Below are 16328 nucleotides of genomic sequence, written 5' to 3'. Positions count from 1 at the left end.
TTCTCGCCCAGGCTGAGACCGATCCTGCTGCCCTGGAGCCCGCGAGCGTCGCCCTCAACCGCCTCGCACCAGCAGACCGGCGCAACGTGCTGGCGTCCTAGGCGCGTCTCGCCCAAGCCATTTGAAAAGAGCGGCCCATGCCTTCGCCGACGCTCGTCTTATCCCCCAGCAGCCGACGCCCTGAGGCGATCACCTGCACGGCTTCGCGGCTGATGCACTCCTGCCGAGCCACCACTTCTAGGTCTCTCAGGTACTCGATCACCAGCTCACGCGCTTCCGGTCTTCCCTTGAGTGCGGGTCCGACCTTCGACGTGACTAGGGAGGGGATGGTTGCCCAGAACTCCGCAGGCCGTTCGAGCATAGCGCGCACTCCTGTGAGGTCACGGAGGCGTGGGTCTGCCTCGAAGGTGCGACATTCATTAACTCAGATTGGAGGGGGGTCTGCCGGTGTGATTGCGCACGGATGCGGCGGCCCCAGCCGAGGGGTGGACCGGCCTAGCGGGATGGCGCCGCGTGCGCCAGACACGAAAACGGCGAGGCTTTCGCCCCGCCGCCGATCGTCTCAATCGTGTGACGGCCTAGCGAGCCGGACCACCGGAGGTCTGGCCGTACTGCTGGACGAGGAAGTTCGGCTGGTTGGCGTTGCCTTCCTGGGCCGAGTCGTAGCGCCGGCCATAGCCGATCGAGCCGGTGGTGATGTCGTCGTAGCGGCTGTCGACGCTGGCCGATGGGATCGCGGCAGCAACGTTCGTCGAAGAGGCGCGGCCCTGAGCAAGGGCGGGCGAAGCAATCGCGCTCACGCTCAGGACAATAGCAGCAACAGCAGAGGTGATACGGGTGTTCATGGCACAATCCACTTGGGTTTGCGCGGTCTCCGTCGAATGGCGGCTGGCCGTGACTTGTTCAGTGACCTTGATCTAGGAGCCCTTCAGCCGGATCGCCGTGCCGTTTGGCACGCGTGCATCAAACCGACATCTCGCGCACAGGAGTACGACGCATGATCCGTCCGCGAACGACCGTGCTGTCCTCCGCTGTTCCTCAGGAACCGGCCGCTCCCCCTGCTCCGCCGTGGCAGGAAGCCATCGTCCCGATCGCAGACGCCCTGCTGACCCTCATCGCGGCCGTCGAGACCCAGCCGAGCGCCGGCCCGGCTGTGAAAGCCTTCCAAGCCGCGATCCGGCGAAAGGGCGAGGAAGCCTCGGCGGCGGGCGGTCTTGAAGCCATGGACGCGGCGCTACGGATCGTCGCCGATGCCGCTCAGGACCGCTCTGAGCGCCGCAAAAGCATCATCGACAAGGCATGGGCAGGCCTGCCCGGGTGGCGCCCGGAGGGACACCAGCCGTGATGTCCTCAGTAGCCGTCATAGAAGCGACGCGGGCCGCCATACCCATCGCCGTCACCGCGACGGCCATAACCGTCTCCGTAGCCGTAAGCCGGGCGTCCTTCGTAGAACCGGCGAGGACCTCCATACCCACCATAGCCGTAGCCACGGTCATTCGGGCGGCAGCGGCCCCACGGATTGGGATGGAAGCCGGGGCCGCATCCACCGGCTACGAACTCGACCACAGCTTCACTCCGGCTCTGTTCGAAGGGGTCGAACGAGAGGTCAGCGGCATTGGCCGAGGTCGCCAGACTGAGCCCGGAAACCATCACGGCAGCTATTCCCAGTACCTTCACGCGCTTCATGACCTGAACCTTGTTGGCGGCCGGCCGCAGCCTTGGCTGTCCGGAGAAACCTGAAGCTGCGCCCCATCCGCTGAACCGATGCTGATGGAAGCGCGGCCGTTCCGTTCAGACAGTCTCAGACCCGTGACCCGGAGGCTCTTCACATGACCGAGACCGAACGCGCCGCCGACAACGCCGGCATCAAGAAAGCCCAGATCGTCGCCCACACGGACGAATGCAGCCCGGACGCTGGGACCTTCCGGGAGCGCATCACCACCGAGACGATGGTTGTCTCCGCCGACAGCGCCAAGGTGTTGATGCTGACGGATCGAACCGAAGCCGGCATATCGGTGATATAAGCAAGCACACGGCAATCACTATGATCAAAGCTGCGAAGATGGTACATTATTTGGCGTCGGAACCATAAGACCCTGTTTCATAATTCCTTCGCCAGTCGCCTGACCAGGACCATCGCTGCTGCTAGGACGAAGAAGGCGAGTGCGGAAGAGGCCGTCGCCTCATGATCCCTGGCGAGCCTACGGCATCGACTGATCCAGCCGAAGGTTCGCTCGATGACCCACCGTCGCGGTTGAACCGCGAAGCCCTTCTGTCCCTCGTCGGGCGCGACGATCTCGATGGTGATCGCCGTCGCGGTGCCGACGCGCTCGCCTCGATAAGCCCGGTCTGCGAAGCAGTGGGCCAGGAATGGCCAGAGATCACGTGAGGCACGCAAAAGTGCGACGCCGCCATGGCTGTCGTGCAGGTTAGCGGGCGAGACGGCGGCGATCAGAAGGCGACCATCCGTGTCGGTCAGGGCGTGGCGCTTGCGGCCCACGACACGCCGGGCTGGATCGTAGCCGCGTTGCCCGTCGACGCCCACACCACCCGAGCGCGCCGCTTGAGCATCCATGACGGAGCCCGTTGGGCTAGCCTCGCGCCCAGCTCGTTCACGGTCGTCCATCGTGAGCGCATGGGCAAGGCGCTCGAACACGCCCGACGCTGACAGGCGCAAGAACCAGCGGTGCACGGTCGACCAGGGCGGGAACTCATGCGGCAGGTGCCGCCATGCGCAGCCTGTGCGGAGCACGTAGAGAATCCCGTCGAGCACCGACCGCATTGGCCAGCGCCATGGACGACCAGTCGCGGCGGGACAGGGCAGCATCGTGCCGACCACAGCCCATTCGGCATCGGTCAGGCAGGTTGCGTAGGGTCGGCTTTCGCGCGCAAGCTCGGCGCGAGCGGTGGGTGTCCACATCAGCGATCCAGGGTGAGCGTCAGACACTCCCCCAACGCCTGCGGCACCCGCCGCTCACCCAACCGCCAACATCCTCACCCCGTTATGAAACGGGGTCTAACAAGCGCACCTTACGGCCGATTTAGGTTTTGCTGAGCTGAACGGATGGCAAAGGCAGGAAAGATCATCCTCAACGTCATCGCCATTATCGCTGTCGCGGCTTCGATAGCCGCTGTCATGGGGCCTGGCACCAAAGAATTTTCTCCTTGGAGGGTGTACGCCTGCGATTTTCGACTGCTCAGCGCAGTAACGTGCAACCTTCCTTTGGCCGCAAACACGACCCGCATTCCGATATCTCCTCGTGAAGCCGATCATGAAAAGCGTGTGGCTTATCGGGAGCGCATCGTTGCGTGCGAGCGTGAGAAGACCGCGAAGAGGCGACACGGTGAACTCGTGCCGGCTCGGAAATGCTGGGACGAAAGTCCGACCTCCCTCGTCAATGCCTCAAGTCGATGAGGCCTGAGGCTTCTTTGCCAGCACGCAGCTGTTTGAACGTTGATCGAAACAGGCCATTGCCTAGGCTGACGGTGGGGTAGGATCGAGCCACGACGACGAGGAAACCCGACGTTCAGCCAGGCCAGTGCGGCAATCCGGCCCAGCGCTCGAAAGGGTCCCGCAGCAAGGCTACGCTCGCTCTGGAAGCCATCTTTGACGGCGAGGGCGAGGCGATCACCCGAAAGGCTATCGAGCTGACCCTGCGGTTCTGCGCATGTGCCTGGACCGCCTTGTGCCGCCTCGGAAGGACCGGGCTGTGCTATTCGCCCTGCCACCCATCGTGGATACGGCGGACCTGCCCAGGGCGACCGGCACCATCCTGCACGCGCTGGCAGCGGGGGATCTGAGCCCGGCCGAGGCCGCCGACATCTCGAAGTCCGTTGACGCCCCTGTGTGTGCGATCGAGGCGACGGATCTGCACGCCTGGAAACGCGCCTCGTCCGCCTGGAGGCCCGTTCCCCGCATCGGGCGCCTCAGCCGCCTGTCACGCGAGGAGATCGTGGCCAGGGTCGGCGCCGGGTACCCGTCCGTGAAACGTAGCCTCCGAGGCGTTCAAGGTCTCGATGGACGCGATGGACCGCCAGACCGCGCGCCACCGGGATTGGCCGTGCCGGCCGGCCCACCTCACCAATGACCGCACGTGCGAGTGGTCTCTCGCGTATGCGTTCGCTGAGTGCTCCCAGCTCGGCAGCAGCCAACGCTGCAGGGCCGAGCTTAGGCCATCGCCCAGGCGAGCACCAGAATACCACCCAGAAACATGCCGTAGGTCGCGACTACGGCGGCGACCTCGCGGTGCTGGCGTAGGACGGAGCGCGTGAGTGACATCGGACTGAACCAAGAGCAGGTGTGCTCCCACCGTCTGATCAGCCAATTACGCTCAGGCGAGGGCTCGAACTGCCCCAACGTACGAGAAACATCCGCCGTAGCGTAGCAGTCACATAAGGAGTTGGACGTGCGCCTGTGACCGGCCCGTCGAGATCCCGGCAGCTCGATGGCTGGTGGCTTATCTCGCGCCTGGATCGCTGATCGCTCCAGCCACCGCAGCGGTCAGCGCTGCGGTCATCATGCCGATGAAGGTCGCTGTGATCATGCCTCGGGCCCTTTCGAAGTGTGGCTCGGGCGCACCAAAGCCGTTGAATTTCGATATGCCAGCAATTCGTTTACGAGCCGTTAACTCTCATGCGCCTCCCCTTTACGGAGCAGCGACATGCGCGCGGTCATGGGTCGGGAGGGTTGGCGCAGCGTTGGTGCTGAGCAGCGCTGTGTCGATCGACGGTACCTGCCACGGTAGGGGACAGATACCGACGGGAGGCGTACGCCAAAATCACCGTACTCCCGGGCGGCCAGTATCGGACTGATGCCCCATTCACGCATACGAACCGCGCTTCCCAGGCCGAGCGTGTCGGCGTACTGCGCGGCAAAATCCTGAAGGTTGGGGGCTTCTGCTCCCTCACGATCCGCTTTCATGGCCCTTCCGCTCGCATCATCGAGGGCGAAGGCTGCACCGAGCACGGGGCCTCTTGTTCCTTCAACGGCATCCTTCACCGGGAGGAATCGTAGACGACGCGAGCGGCTACCATCGGCCCGCTCGGACGGGTTGCGGCCGTGGGTGTGACATCTGTGAGCGCATCAAATGGGCTGGGCCGAGTTGTAGGGCCGCCTGCGTATCGATTGCATCAAGTCTGTACGGGGCGCGGCGAAGAGGGCGCACCGAGCTACTCTGCTCCACCCATCACGCGGAAGCCGCCCATCTCTCCTGCATCAGCTGCATCGACAGCGGCAGGCCCAGGACGCGGCGATAGACGGCGATGCGTCTCAAGGCATTGCGTTTTTCTTGACCCAATTGAGCCAGATACAGCTGTTCAGCGGAACGGAGGAGCATATCTGCATCGCGCGCTGGCAGGATAGCCAGGGTATGTAGTGTGGGAAGAACCGACCGGGACATACGCATGTTCGAGGAACGTGCGGCGTTGATCCTATGAACCCTCACGGGTGTGTGAGCGCGCGATCGTAGTTAATCAAAAGCGTAAGATTGTTGGAACCTGGCGAGCCGGCCCGATCTTCGTGATGTCGTTTGAAATTTGCACCTGGGAAGGCGTTATCGAATGTACCAATACCCGCTAAAAGGAAATCAGCGTGTCGACACAGCTTCGTGCTGATATTGTTCGAGCCCTGACAGCAGCCGGTGAACAGGCCAAAGGAGCTGGGAGTGATACCCTTACTTTCGTGGATGACGTAATGCGCTTGGTCGATGGAGCCCTACGCTTTCTCGAACAGGATCACAGCATCTGGGAGGCTCGTCGGGCAGTACTCGAGCGGCTGGAGAGCACCGCGCGTCTGATCGATCGGGGCACAACTGGACCGTACGACGGACGCTTGCAGCGAGCCATCGGGACGGCCCGTGCACATGCTGTTGAAGCCATCAACGATCTACAGGCGCAAATCATTCGATATGGCCGTGTGAACGCAGCAGGCGATCGTGTGGGGCTCGGAAAAGTTGGTGCGGCCATTCAGTAGCGGGTGCGGCGACAAGCTGCCCTCCGACATGTGTCGTCGTGTCGAACGAAGGACCTGCCGATGCTCGGCCAGCATACACAAGCGCAGTTGGCCCAGGTCGTTGCCGGTCTCGGTGAGGCGTGATCCTGATCGAGCCCGATCACACGCTTGCCTATGCCAACGAGGCGGCGCTCGCGATGCATGGGGTGGCGGAACTGAGCGACCTCGGCGCCACGGGTGAGGTCGGCATCCGCAAGGACGCGACCCAGCGCACCGAGACGGTGTCCGACAAGGTCCGCCACACCGAGGTCGAGGTGGAGGACGGACGCGGCACGGTCAGCCGGACCGGGACCACCGGCACCACCACCGAGACGACCCCGCGCAAGCCGGTTTGAGCCATACCGCAAGGAGAGGCCGATCAGGCCTCTCCCATCCTCATGCACGCCTCGGATTGTGGGAGACGCGTATCGGCTTGGACACTCGCCGTTCGCACCACCGTTCGCAGCACCGGGCCCTCTATCGTTATGGCGGCATCGGGCCCTTTTCCGAGGAGGGCGACGGGCTGGATAGAGCAGCCACGCGGACCGGCTTTCGCAAGGCCGCGGCCCTTCCTGAATATCAGTCTAATCTCGCGTTAGGCACCCTTCAGAATTGGTGTGCCAATCGCTCCCGCATCCAATTGCCGAAACATCCCGATGCCCTTAGCCGGCAGAGGAGTAGCGTGAGGAGACGGCACCGGAATGGCAGCGCATGAACGAGATCCACCCTGCATGATCCCAGTGCGTATCGGCGTCGAAGCGCAAGCGAAGTCAGCAAGCAACGCAGCACTGCCGGAGCATGTCCGCGACCATCTCGGCAGCCAGCTTCAGCTCGCCTACGGCTTGCTCACGACAGATGAGCCGCCTCAGCGGCTCCGCGAGCTGATCGCGCAACTCGATGCGGTATTCGCGTCTCAGGACACGCGCGCCGCTGCTTCGTTCAAAGCCGGTCTCCTCGCCGCTTTGCCAAGCCTGCGCGGCTTTGCGATGTCGCTTGTCGTGAACGCCACCCGCGCGGACGATCTCGTGCAGGAGACGCTGCTGAAGGCGTGGAAGAGCCAGGATCGCTTCGTGCCCGGCACGAACCTGAACGCGTGGCTCTTCACCATCATGCGCAATCAGTTCTACACCGAGTGCCGCAAGGCCAGGCGCGAAGTCGAGGATGCCGATGGCGCTGCGGCCGCACAGCTCATCGAGCTTCCTTCACAGGAGCATGGGATCGAATTGCAGAAGGTTTGGGCGATCCTCGCCAAGCTGCCGCCAGCGCAGCGCGAGGCCCTGCTGCTCGTGGCAGGCCAGGGCATGACCTACGAAGCGGCCGCCGCCCTCCTGGGGACGCAGACAGGCACCATGAAGAGCCGGGTGAGCCGGGCCCGTGCATTTCTGGCGGCGGCTCTCGGGACATCTGAGGAAGGCGTTTCTGCGTAAGGAGCGGCTCCGCACAGCTTCCTTGCAACCTTCGACGTCTACCCGCGTAGGTAGCTCCATGGCTCAGCGGGTAACATACACCATCGTCGATCAGCCGGATGGGCGCTTCGATCTTCTCGTGCTCCTCGGCGCGCGCGTGCTGCATGCGCGGACAGGGTTCATGACCCTGGCCGAGACCGAGGAGGAGGTGGAGTTCCTGCGGGATCTGATGACCGCCTGTGGGGCACCCGTCGTTCGCGCGACAAGCTTCGGTGCAGTACCCTGTATTCCGATTCGGTCATGAGCGCGTCCCACTTTATGGGCGGGCCGGCTCTCCTTTGCTTTGTCCAACGCGCGAATGGCGAAGCCGGTTAGGGCGACAGGTAAGCGAGGTTACCGCCCTCACCGGGGCAATCGACTTCAGTTGCGCAAGATCATGGATCGAAACGGGCACCTCATACCAACTCTCATTGATCAGCATGCATGAGCCCATTGGCGCCGTCCGATGGACGTGATGCGCCAGGGCTGGGCGATGAGCTTGTTCCAGGCGTTGCAACAGTGGTCGAGGATGTCGGCATAGGATCGGAAGACGCGGTTGCCGAGCCAGTTGTCCCGCATGAACTGCCAGAGGTTTTCGACGGGGTTCAGCTCGGGCGAGCGGGCTGGGAGGGGCAGCAGGGTGATGTTGTCGGGCACAGGCAGCTTCCTGGTGGTGTGCCAGCCGGCCTGATCGAGCAGCAGCACGGCGTGGGCGCCGGGCGCGACGGTTGCGGAGATCTCTTCGAGGTGATGGGCCATGGCCGAGGTGGTGCAACGGGGCATAACCAAGCCTGCCCCCACGCCTCGGGCCGGACAGATCGCTCCGAAGATGTAGGCCGAGGCCGTGCGCTGATCCTTTGGCGCCGAGGGACGCGTTCCACGCTTAGCCCAGCGTCGGGTGAGCGTGTTCTTCTGGCCGACACGGGCCTCGTCGCAGAACCAGATCTCTACGGGCTTGGCCCCGACAGCCTGCGCGATCTGCGCCAAACGGTCGGTGAAGCTTTTTTAAAAACAGCCGCGGCGTCCGGGTCCTGGGCGTGATGGCGTGGACGGGCCGAAAGCTTCCGGTAGCCCATGGTCCGCAAGACCCGGCTCAAGGTCTGCTCGGAGACCGACACGCCGTGATCCTCGCACAGGATCTGGGCAAGGTCGCACAAGCGCCAGCGGACCACACCGTGGGCGGCGGGCGTCGGCCCCTGTTCGACCAGGGCCCTGAGAACCTCGCGCTGGTCGGCGTTCAGGCGCGGACGGGCACCCGGGGCCTTGCCGTCGATTAGCCCGCTTGGGCCATCGGCGTTGAAGGCCATCACCCAATCACGCACCGTCTGCAACCCGACCCCGCCGATCTCGGCCGCCTCCGAACGCGAGCCACCCGCGGCAATCACAGACAGCGCCAACAGGCGGCGGGTCTGGGACGGATCACGTGACCCCTTGGCTAAGACACGCAGGGCCTCGGCATCAAAATCCGACCGCAGCGGTACCGGAGCAGCCATCGCATCCTCCTCAGGCTCCAAAACCAGAGGACAGAATCATGACCCGCATATCGACGCCACCCCGCGTGAGTCTCGCTCAACGAGGCTTGGTATCAGGTGGATAGCATGAGGTCTCACGAATGGTGGGCGGCGCATTTGGGCCAAGATCGTGATGCGCCGTAGACTAGGTAGCATGTGCGACGAAGTCTTATCAAAGCTGTCAGCGAATTCTGCCTGCTCCAGGCGTCGGTGATCCGGAGCGAGCACCGGTCAGTTCGGGTGCTGCAACCATTCGCCTTTCCAGCTGGTTCCCCTTCGTCAGCACCGACGGTCGCGCCCTTGCGCAGATCGCGGCTGATCCAAGGACTTCGACAATGCAAGCTTTGAAGGCGACGATGATCGCCGCGCTGGTCTTGACACCAGCGATCGCGCTCGCTCAAGGCGCGCCCACCTGGCCGTCCAACGGTAACGGCACGAGTGCGGGGGAGCCTGCGAACCTCTGCCAGGAACTCGTCGCCTTCGTGCATCAGCCCGAGGCTGCCACGAAGGCTGCGGAGACACCGCCTCAGCTCGCGACTGCTGTGACGGCCAAGAGGAGTGACGAGTCTTCAGCAAAGCCGTCAGCGCCGGGCACGCCGCAGAACACCTCAGGCCAGAGCGGGCAGATCACGGCCTCCGGACCTGGTGCTGCCGGTCCACAGGGTGACGCGCAGAACAAAGCCGCTCCGACCGGCTCTACGGCGACGGCATCAGGACCCGTGAAGGATGCACCTGCGGCAACGCCGGCTGCGCCAGCGGCTCCCAAGCCATCTGCCGAGAACGTCCAGCAGATCGAGAACGCGGCTGGTGCCAACGATCTTCAGGGTTGCCGGGCGGCAGCCCAGACCATGCGCCGGGCCGGTGTCGTGATGCCTGGACCGCTGCTGGCTCTCGCAGCGATGTCACCGAAGCTCCTGGGAGCTGCCTCACGTCCTTGAGGACCCTCGCCTCAATCCCTCGGCGGCGTCTCTTGGACCATGTAGCCTCATCCATCACGCAGGATCCTATCATGACACGCCGCTCGACCACCCCTTGGCTGATGCCCGCCCTGCTCGGGACTGCTGCCGCCCTCGGTACGTCCGCCCTCTATGCCGTCTCGAAGGCCCGTGAAGCCGAAAGACGCACGCCGCCCATCGGCGATTTTATGACCGTGGATGGTGTTCGCCTGCACTACATCGTTCGTGGCCGCGGACAGCCGCTCGTACTGATCCACGGCAACGGCACCATGATCCAGGACTTCCTGGTCAGCGGGATCGTGGACGAACTCGCAAAGCGCTACTGCGTCATCATCTTTGACCGACCGGGCTATGGCTACAGCAGCAGACCCCGAGGGCTCTGGACCCCGAGGGCTCATGCCACTCTGTATGAGAAGGCCTTGGAACGCCTCGGCGTATCGAAGGCCGTCGTCCTCGGGCACTCCTGGGGCAGCCTCGTTGCAGTTGCGCTGGCCCTACAGGCTCCAGGCCTTGTCCGGAGCCTCGTCCTGGCGTCGGGCTACTACTATCCGACGTTGCGCGCCGACGTGATCCTGGCTTCGCCACCGGCCATCCCTGGCCTTGGTGATGTGCTGCGCTACACGGTGTCGCCGCTCGTCGGACGAGCTTTGATGCCGGGCATGATCAAGGGGATGTTCGCACCAGCGCCTGTGCCAGAGCGGTTCGAACGCGAGTTCCCCAAGGAGATGATGCTGCGGCCCCTTCAACTGCGCGCCTCCGCGGAGGACGCGGCTCTGATGACACCTGTGACGATCGAACTGCAGGAACATTACCGCGAACTGAAGCTGCCCGTCGTCATCATCGCAGGGGCCGACGATCAGATCGCAGATGTTGGGCGTCAGTCGGAGCGACTGCACCATGCCTTGCCTCAGAGCGAGTTCATCGTCGTTCCGGGCATGGGGCACATGATCCACCATCTCGCGCCAGAGAAGGTCGTTCAGGCCATCGACCACGCTTTCGAATTGGGGCGCAACAACGCTTCTTCCTGATCTACGAGCTGCGCAGAAGCTTGCGTCAGGATCATAGAATGGCCCCCGCGTCGGTACTCTGGACGCGGGGGGAGGGCGAGCAGGCGCAGATTGATTAGAAGCTATTCGCTGGTATGGCGAAACGCTGCCGAGTCTATCCTACGCCAGCGTAAAGTCGGATGCTTCGGACAAGGGGCGGATCTCGATCTCGCGGGGACCAGACATTGGGTTGGGACAGCGCGTCACCCACTCGCTTGCTTCGGCCATGTCCTTGACCTGCCAGATCCAGTCGCCGTGGGCGGAACGGAGCCAATCCCCCATCCTTTTCAAGGATACGTCGGACTAGCGATGGCAGTAGAGGGCAAATTCATGCGACCTCGGCTAGCTATAAGAAACCAAATAGGAGATACATCGCAATCACAACTCGATTTTTTAAAATAGAATAATTATAATATGGAGACTCTATATCGATTCCAGCCCGTGAAGTACTTGCCATAGGGCGAATCGTTGCTATACGCGATGGGCCCGCGACGTCGCTCCGGCTGTCATCCACGGACAGGGGTCCATGCCTGTCGTTACTCCCACCCGCGACGAGCGCGGGAGCCAGCTTGCGAAGCTGTATCGTACGCAGTGCAAGGCCTTGCTGCGCTTCCTCGGCCGCAAGGTCGGTCAACACGATGCGGCGGATCTCGCGCACGAGGCGTTCATCCGGGTCGCGCGTGCCGACTTTGGCCAAACGCCCCTGCACAATGAACGTGCCTTCCTGTTCCAGATCGCTGCAAATCTCGCCGTGGATCACCAGCGTGCGCAGCGGCGCCAGTCTCGTGTTCTCACGAACACCGAGATCAACGATCTGCTGACGGTCGCCGACGAGACACCCGGCCCTGAGCGACAGGCTCAATCCCGTGGCGAGCTGCAAGGACTCGCTGCGGCGCTGCGCGAACTGCCACCCCGCCGCGCCGAGGCCTTCCGCCTCAGCCGTCTCGAGAACCTGAGCCACGCGGCGATCGCCACGCGCCTCGGTGTGTCGCTTCGAACCGTGGAAGCGGACGTCAGAATGGCGCTCGATCACTGTGCCGAACGTCTGCACGCCCGACGGCATCCGGATTGATTGCGGGATCGTCCTCGTGGAAACGTCTCACTGCATGGAGCGCTCTCCGAAGGAGGGCCCGCAACCCTTCCGGCAATCGGCAAAAGTAGAATGAGCGTGCCGAACCATCGGGGCCAGCCTTCGGGCGACGGGGATCGAAGCGTCGAGCAGGAGGCGCGCGCCTGGGTGGTCCGCCTGACATCCGGCACGGCAACTCAGGACGATGCGCGGGCCCTCGCGGACTGGCGCGCGAACCCGGAACACGACGCTGCGTTTCGCGCCGCGGCAGGCCTTTGGAAGACGGCCGGCCATGCACTGGCGGCCTCAGGAGAGGCATCGGCCGCCCGTGCCGGCACGCGTGGGTTGACCCGGCGCCGCATGATCGGCCGGGTCGCCGTGGGCGGGGTTGCGTCGGCCTCCATCGCGGCCGCGGGCGCCACGTTCGCGCTACGATGGCCGGCCTTGAACGCGGCCCACCGGACCGGAACCGGCGAGATCCGGACCTTGGCCCTCGCGAGCGGCATCCGCGTCGAACTGGATGCCGAGACGGCGCTCGACGCCGATCCCGATCCGGAAAGGCCGGCGATCGCACTGCACGCGGGTGCGGTGGTCGTCACGGTGCCGGCCGGCCATGCGGCCCTCACCCTGAGCGTCGGCGAGGCTCGCCTCGCCACCCAGACCGGTCAAGCGACGGAATTCGCCGTTCGCTGCAGGCCGAGCGACGGACTCTCCGGCTGGGTCGGCGGCACGGATGCCGACCTGACCTGCCTCTCCGGCCTCGTCACGGTCGTTCCCGCGCCGGGCAGAGCCGCAATGCGCCTCACGGCAGGGCACGCGATGGCGATCGGATCGGATGCGCGCGGGGTCCATCCCGTCGACATCGCCTCCGTCGCGGCCTGGAGGCGGGGCCTCCTCGTGTTCCGCGACACCCCCCTCTCCCAGGTCGTGGAGGACCTCAATCGATATCGCCCGGGCCGGATCATCCTGGGCAGTCCGAGCGCGGCCTCCCGGCGAGTGACGGGGATCTTCCACCTCGCACGTCCGGAGGAAGCCCTCGGCAGCATCCGGACCGCCCTGGCCTTGTCCGAGGTCAGATTGGGCGACCGGATCGTGGTCCTGCGCTGATCCCGAGAGCGCTCACGCATGACGACGTGAGCCATGATCTTTTTTTGCGGGTTCGTCACCCGCCGCACGTCTGAGGAGTCAGGCGGGCGATCACGACCCGTCGGGCCGCGGTCAGAAGACCGCGCGGAGACGGTGGGTCGAATGACGGTACGGGGACGTGGACAGAAGCGGACGGGGGACGGCTATCGGATGGTGACGGGCTTGAGTGGTGTCGCGGCGCTCGTCCTCGCCCTGCCGGCACCGGCCTCGGGGGCCATCGGGCAGGCGGACCGGAGCCACATGGCCCTTGGTCCGCACATCGTTCGCGTGGCCGCGATGGGGCCGGGTTCGGAGGAGATCCTCGACTTCGCGATTTCCGCCCAGCCCCTGGATGAGGCCCTGGCGACGTACGGTGCCGTCAGCGGCGTTCAGCTCATCTACGACAGCCACGCCACCCGTCGCCTTCGTGCGATGCCGCTTGCCGGACGCTACGAGCGGGTGGAAGGACTTCGACGCCTCCTCGTTGGAACCGGCCTCGTGCCGCACTTCACGGCGCCGCGCTCCGCAACCATCGTCGGCCTCGTCGCCCAGGCCGATCTCGGCAGCATCCAGGATGGCGCCGTCACCCTCGATGCCCTGGAGGTGATGGGGGATACGGCCCTCGGTCCGACGAACGGCTATGTCGCCAGACGCAGCGCGACGGCGACCAAGACTGGCACCTCGATCCTGGAGACGCCCCAGGCGGTCAACGTGGTCGGCCGCAAGGAGATCGAGGATCGGCAGGCGCAGAGCGTCAGCCAAGCTCTGCTCTATACGCCGGGCGTTCTCACGCAGTACGGCACGGACCTGCGCTACGACTGGCTTTATGTCCGTGGCTTCGTGCCCGGACGCTACCTCGATGGATTGCGCCTGCCCTTCGGCGCCCGGGGCTACTCGCAGCCGCGCATCGAGTCGTACGGCTTGGAGCGGATCGAGTTGCTGAAGGGTCCCTCATCGGGGCTGTATGGGCAGAACTCGCCAGGTGGCTTGCTCAACCTCGTGAGCAAGCGGCCGAGTGCGGTGCCTTTGCGCGAGATCCAGCTTCAGACCGGCAGCTTCGGGCGTGCGCAGGCCGCCTTCGATCTCTTCGGTCCCGTCGATCCCGACGGCCGGATCCTCTATCGCCTGACGGGCCTCGCCCGCACCACCGGCACACAGGTCGATCATCTGGAGGAGGACCGCGTCTTCATCGCTCCGAGCGTCACGTTCCGGCCGGATGCCGACACCTCCCTCACGATCCTGTCGCAGTACCTGCACATCGACTCGCCCGGAGGCGGCGCGCCACAGGGCTTGCCAACGCTCGGCACGCTCTACAACAACCCGCGCGGGCGCATTCCCACCAACCGCTTCATCGGTGAGCCGAACTACGATCGCTTCAAGCTCGACCAGGGCTTTATCGGCTATGCCTTCGAGCATCGGTTCAACGATGTTTGGACCGTGCGCCAGAACCTCCGGTTCTCGCACGTCGAAGCCGACACCCAGCGCGTGCAGGCGATCGGTCTCGCGGCCAACGGCCGGACACTGTCGCGGTATGCCTGGGCGTTCCCGGAACGCTCCAACCTCTTCAACGTCGACAACCAAGCGGAGGCACGTTTCTTCACAGGACCTCTCGCGCACACACTTCTGTTCGGGGCCGATTACCTGCGCGAGGATGCGCGCTACGACGAATCCGAACTCCGGGTCGTCCCGTCCGTCGACATCTTCACTCCGGTCTATGCCGGCACGGTCACGCGCCCCCCGCTGGGAACCCGGATTACGCAAGGGCGTAACCAGGCCGGCCTCTACGTCCAGGACGAGATCCGCGTGGGCGGGTTCAGTCTCACCCTGAGCGGCCGGCAGGACTGGGCCGATGCGGTCACCCGGACCCGGACGGCTGCGACCGGAGCGGTGAGCCGGGTCAGGCAGGACGATGCGGCCTTCACCGGGCGTGTGGGCTTGAGCTACCTGTTCGAGGGGGGCTTCGCGCCGTATGTGAGCTACGCGACGTCGTTCCAGCCGACATCCGGGACGAATCGCCTCGGTACGCCCTTCGCTCCGACCACAGGCGATCAGATCGAGGGCGGCATCAAGGTGCAGCCGGCAGGAACCAACCTCCTGCTGACTGGCGCAGTCTTTGATCTGAAGCAGCAGAACGTGCTGACGCCGGACGCCCTGGATTTCCGCTTCAATACCCAGGCCGGCGAGGCACGGGTCCGCGGGCTGGAGCTGGAGGCCAAGGCGAGCCTGAGCGAGAGCCTCGACGTCATCGCCTCCTACGCGGCGATGACCAGCGAATTCACCAAGGCGAACGCCAATGCGGCGGGCGTCAGCATCGTCGGGAACGAACTGCCCTTCGTTCCGCGCCACCAGGCCTCCGTCTGGCTCGACTACACGATCCGGACCGGCGACTGGGCTGGCCTCGGCCTGGGTACGGGCGTGCGCTACATCGGCGTCTCGGTCGGCGACAATGCCAACCTCTACAAGACCCCTGTGGTCACGCTCGTCGACGCGGCGCTGCGGTACGATTTCGGATATCGCTACCCATCGCTGAAGGGCGTCGACCTCGCACTCAACGCTACGAACCTCTTCGACAGGACCTATGTCACGACGTGCATCGCGGCCACCGGCTGCTTCTACGGAAACAGGCAGACGATTCTTGCCACGCTGCGATATCGCTGGTGACGATCACGGGCAGGCGAAAGGCCTGACAGGGCGCGCCGCGATCCGACGACGCCTGCGCTGCTGATGATCTGCCCGGATGAGCTCAGGAAGCAATGCGCCTGCGCTCTTCCTACAGCGGACCGGCTGGCATCCGCCCAACCCCGTCGGACAGCTCGGACGAAGCGGATACGGAAACCGGATGCAGATCACCCGACAATAGGGGGACGGCCGCCGGCAGGCGACAACATGCGGAACGACGCGTTGGCGCGTGTCGACGGGGCCCCGTTGGAACTGAGGCGTTTGCGGGATCGGCTGGACGGCTGGAGGGGGCCGGCGCCTCATCCCTGGGCGCAGGCAGGGGATGAGGCGATACGAGAGGGTGACGCGGCGTCGAGCTTCGGATGCCTGGCCCCGGAAAGGTACGGCGACTGGCCTTCAGCCCACGTTGCGGTGGACACCAATCGCGGGTTTCCGAGTTAACCCACGACGACATCCATCGAAAGGCCGACGAGCTGCTCCGACCCAGAGGGCAACCGGATGCGCCTTT

Annotated in this window: 16 protein-coding genes and 1 pseudogene; 11 read left to right on the top strand and 6 right to left on the bottom strand. The window is 64.7% G+C overall.

The genetic code is table 11. The features are described 5' to 3' along the window. Positions 1-97: 97 nt before the first annotated feature. Positions 98-361 carry a hypothetical protein gene (locus OF380_RS24755; RefSeq protein ID WP_264048293.1) on the bottom strand — a complete coding sequence of 88 codons (264 nt, stop codon included), beginning with the start codon at positions 359-361 and terminating at the stop codon, positions 98-100. A gap of 217 nt (positions 362-578) precedes the next feature. Further along, a complete protein-coding gene (locus OF380_RS24750) occupies positions 579-845 on the bottom strand; it encodes a hypothetical protein (RefSeq protein WP_264048292.1) in 267 nt (88 codons plus the stop codon). A 152-nt stretch (positions 846-997) separates the two neighbouring features. On the opposite strand from OF380_RS24750, the gene OF380_RS24745 reads away from it, so the two are divergent. Further along, entirely contained in the window at positions 998-1345 is a 348-nt protein-coding gene (locus OF380_RS24745; RefSeq protein ID WP_264048291.1) for a hypothetical protein, read from the top strand. A 5-nt stretch (positions 1346-1350) separates the two neighbouring features. Here OF380_RS24745 and OF380_RS24740 read toward each other — a convergent pair whose 3' ends face one another. Continuing rightward, positions 1351-1686 (bottom strand): GCG_CRPN prefix-to-repeats domain-containing protein, encoded by a 336-nt coding sequence (locus OF380_RS24740; RefSeq protein ID WP_264048290.1) that lies wholly within the window; start codon positions 1684-1686, stop codon positions 1351-1353. A 143-nt stretch (positions 1687-1829) separates the two neighbouring features. Between OF380_RS24740 and OF380_RS24735 the strand changes: the two genes are divergently transcribed. Beyond that, entirely contained in the window at positions 1830-2024 is a 195-nt protein-coding gene (locus OF380_RS24735; protein WP_264048289.1) for a hypothetical protein, read from the top strand. 77 nt (positions 2025-2101) lie between these two features. Here the strand turns inward: OF380_RS24735 and OF380_RS24730 are convergent, their stop codons facing one another. Further along, the gene (locus tag OF380_RS24730) at positions 2102-2920 is read right to left on the bottom strand and encodes an IS5 family transposase (protein WP_264048288.1); all 819 of its coding nucleotides are present in this window, start codon (positions 2918-2920) and stop codon (positions 2102-2104) included. Positions 2921-5186: 2266 nt separating this feature from the next. After that, complete coding sequence (locus OF380_RS24725) at positions 5187-5336, bottom strand: hypothetical protein (protein WP_264048287.1); 150 nt, start codon at positions 5334-5336, stop codon at positions 5187-5189. 254 nt (positions 5337-5590) lie between these two features. Here OF380_RS24725 and OF380_RS24720 point away from each other — a divergent pair, with 254 nt between their 5' ends. The 4 genes from OF380_RS24720 to OF380_RS24705 all read left to right on the top strand — a co-directional run bounded on the left by OF380_RS24720 (position 5591) and on the right by OF380_RS24705 (position 7699). Next, positions 5591-5971: a hypothetical protein gene (locus tag OF380_RS24720; RefSeq protein WP_264048286.1), complete on the top strand. Its 381-nt coding sequence runs from the start codon at positions 5591-5593 to the stop codon at positions 5969-5971. A gap of 119 nt (positions 5972-6090) precedes the next feature. After that, complete coding sequence (locus OF380_RS24715; protein WP_264048285.1) at positions 6091-6345, top strand: DUF2382 domain-containing protein; 255 nt, start codon at positions 6091-6093, stop codon at positions 6343-6345. Between the two features lie 375 nt (positions 6346-6720). After that, on the top strand, positions 6721-7416 hold the full coding sequence (locus OF380_RS24710; protein ID WP_264048284.1) for a sigma-70 family RNA polymerase sigma factor: 696 nt from the start codon (positions 6721-6723) through the stop codon (positions 7414-7416). Positions 7417-7474: 58 nt separating this feature from the next. After that, complete coding sequence (locus OF380_RS24705; protein WP_264048283.1) at positions 7475-7699, top strand: hypothetical protein; 225 nt, start codon at positions 7475-7477, stop codon at positions 7697-7699. A 170-nt stretch (positions 7700-7869) separates the two neighbouring features. Here the strand turns inward: OF380_RS24705 and OF380_RS24700 are convergent. Then, positions 7870-8967 (bottom strand): annotated as a pseudogene (locus tag OF380_RS24700) (IS630 family transposase). Positions 8968-9280: 313 nt separating this feature from the next. Between OF380_RS24700 and OF380_RS24695 the strand changes: the two are divergent. The 5 genes from OF380_RS24695 to OF380_RS24670 all read left to right on the top strand — a co-directional run bounded on the left by OF380_RS24695 (position 9281) and on the right by OF380_RS24670 (position 15802). Beyond that, positions 9281-9883 carry a hypothetical protein gene (locus OF380_RS24695; RefSeq protein ID WP_264048281.1) on the top strand — a complete coding sequence of 201 codons (603 nt, stop codon included), beginning with the start codon at positions 9281-9283 and terminating at the stop codon, positions 9881-9883. A gap of 71 nt (positions 9884-9954) precedes the next feature. Beyond that, positions 9955-10929, top strand: a complete 975-nt coding sequence (locus tag OF380_RS24690) for an alpha/beta fold hydrolase (protein ID WP_264048280.1) — start codon at positions 9955-9957, stop codon at positions 10927-10929. Positions 10930-11473: 544 nt separating this feature from the next. Next, positions 11474-12019 (top strand): RNA polymerase sigma factor, encoded by a 546-nt coding sequence (locus OF380_RS24680; RefSeq protein ID WP_264048279.1) that lies wholly within the window; start codon positions 11474-11476, stop codon positions 12017-12019. A 90-nt stretch (positions 12020-12109) separates the two neighbouring features. Beyond that, entirely contained in the window at positions 12110-13123 is a 1014-nt protein-coding gene (locus OF380_RS24675) for a FecR family protein (protein WP_264048278.1), read from the top strand. Positions 13124-13264: 141 nt separating this feature from the next. After that, positions 13265-15802, top strand: coding sequence for a TonB-dependent siderophore receptor (locus OF380_RS24670; protein ID WP_264048277.1), 2538 nt, complete (start codon positions 13265-13267; stop codon positions 15800-15802). Positions 15803-16328: the final 526 nt, after the last annotated feature.

The organism is Methylobacterium sp. FF17, from assembly GCF_025813715.1.
Taxonomy (GTDB): Bacteria; Pseudomonadota; Alphaproteobacteria; order Rhizobiales; family Beijerinckiaceae; genus Methylobacterium; species Methylobacterium flocculans.
The sequence above is the reverse complement of the archived record's forward strand: the minus strand, read 5'-3'. Positions and strand labels throughout refer to the sequence as shown.

Coding starts and splice junctions, on each gene's coding strand:
- OF380_RS24675 (WP_264048278.1), top strand. CDS start 12,110: ATGAGCGTGCCGAACCATCGGGGCCAGCCTTCGGGCGACGGGGATCGA.
- OF380_RS24730 (WP_264048288.1), bottom strand. CDS start 2,920: ATGTGGACACCCACCGCTCGCGCCGAGCTTGCGCGCGAAAGCCGACCC.
- OF380_RS24750 (WP_264048292.1), bottom strand. CDS start 845: ATGAACACCCGTATCACCTCTGCTGTTGCTGCTATTGTCCTGAGCGTG.
- OF380_RS24745 (WP_264048291.1), top strand. CDS start 998: ATGATCCGTCCGCGAACGACCGTGCTGTCCTCCGCTGTTCCTCAGGAA.
- OF380_RS24680 (WP_264048279.1), top strand. CDS start 11,474: ATGCCTGTCGTTACTCCCACCCGCGACGAGCGCGGGAGCCAGCTTGCG.
- OF380_RS24690 (WP_264048280.1), top strand. CDS start 9,955: ATGACACGCCGCTCGACCACCCCTTGGCTGATGCCCGCCCTGCTCGGG.
- OF380_RS24735 (WP_264048289.1), top strand. CDS start 1,830: ATGACCGAGACCGAACGCGCCGCCGACAACGCCGGCATCAAGAAAGCC.
- OF380_RS24705 (WP_264048283.1), top strand. CDS start 7,475: ATGGCTCAGCGGGTAACATACACCATCGTCGATCAGCCGGATGGGCGC.
- OF380_RS24710 (WP_264048284.1), top strand. CDS start 6,721: ATGATCCCAGTGCGTATCGGCGTCGAAGCGCAAGCGAAGTCAGCAAGC.
- OF380_RS24755 (WP_264048293.1), bottom strand. CDS start 361: ATGCTCGAACGGCCTGCGGAGTTCTGGGCAACCATCCCCTCCCTAGTC.
- OF380_RS24695 (WP_264048281.1), top strand. CDS start 9,281: ATGCAAGCTTTGAAGGCGACGATGATCGCCGCGCTGGTCTTGACACCA.
- OF380_RS24725 (WP_264048287.1), bottom strand. CDS start 5,336: ATGCTCCTCCGTTCCGCTGAACAGCTGTATCTGGCTCAATTGGGTCAA.
- OF380_RS24740 (WP_264048290.1), bottom strand. CDS start 1,686: ATGAAGCGCGTGAAGGTACTGGGAATAGCTGCCGTGATGGTTTCCGGG.
- OF380_RS24670 (WP_264048277.1), top strand. CDS start 13,265: ATGACGGTACGGGGACGTGGACAGAAGCGGACGGGGGACGGCTATCGG.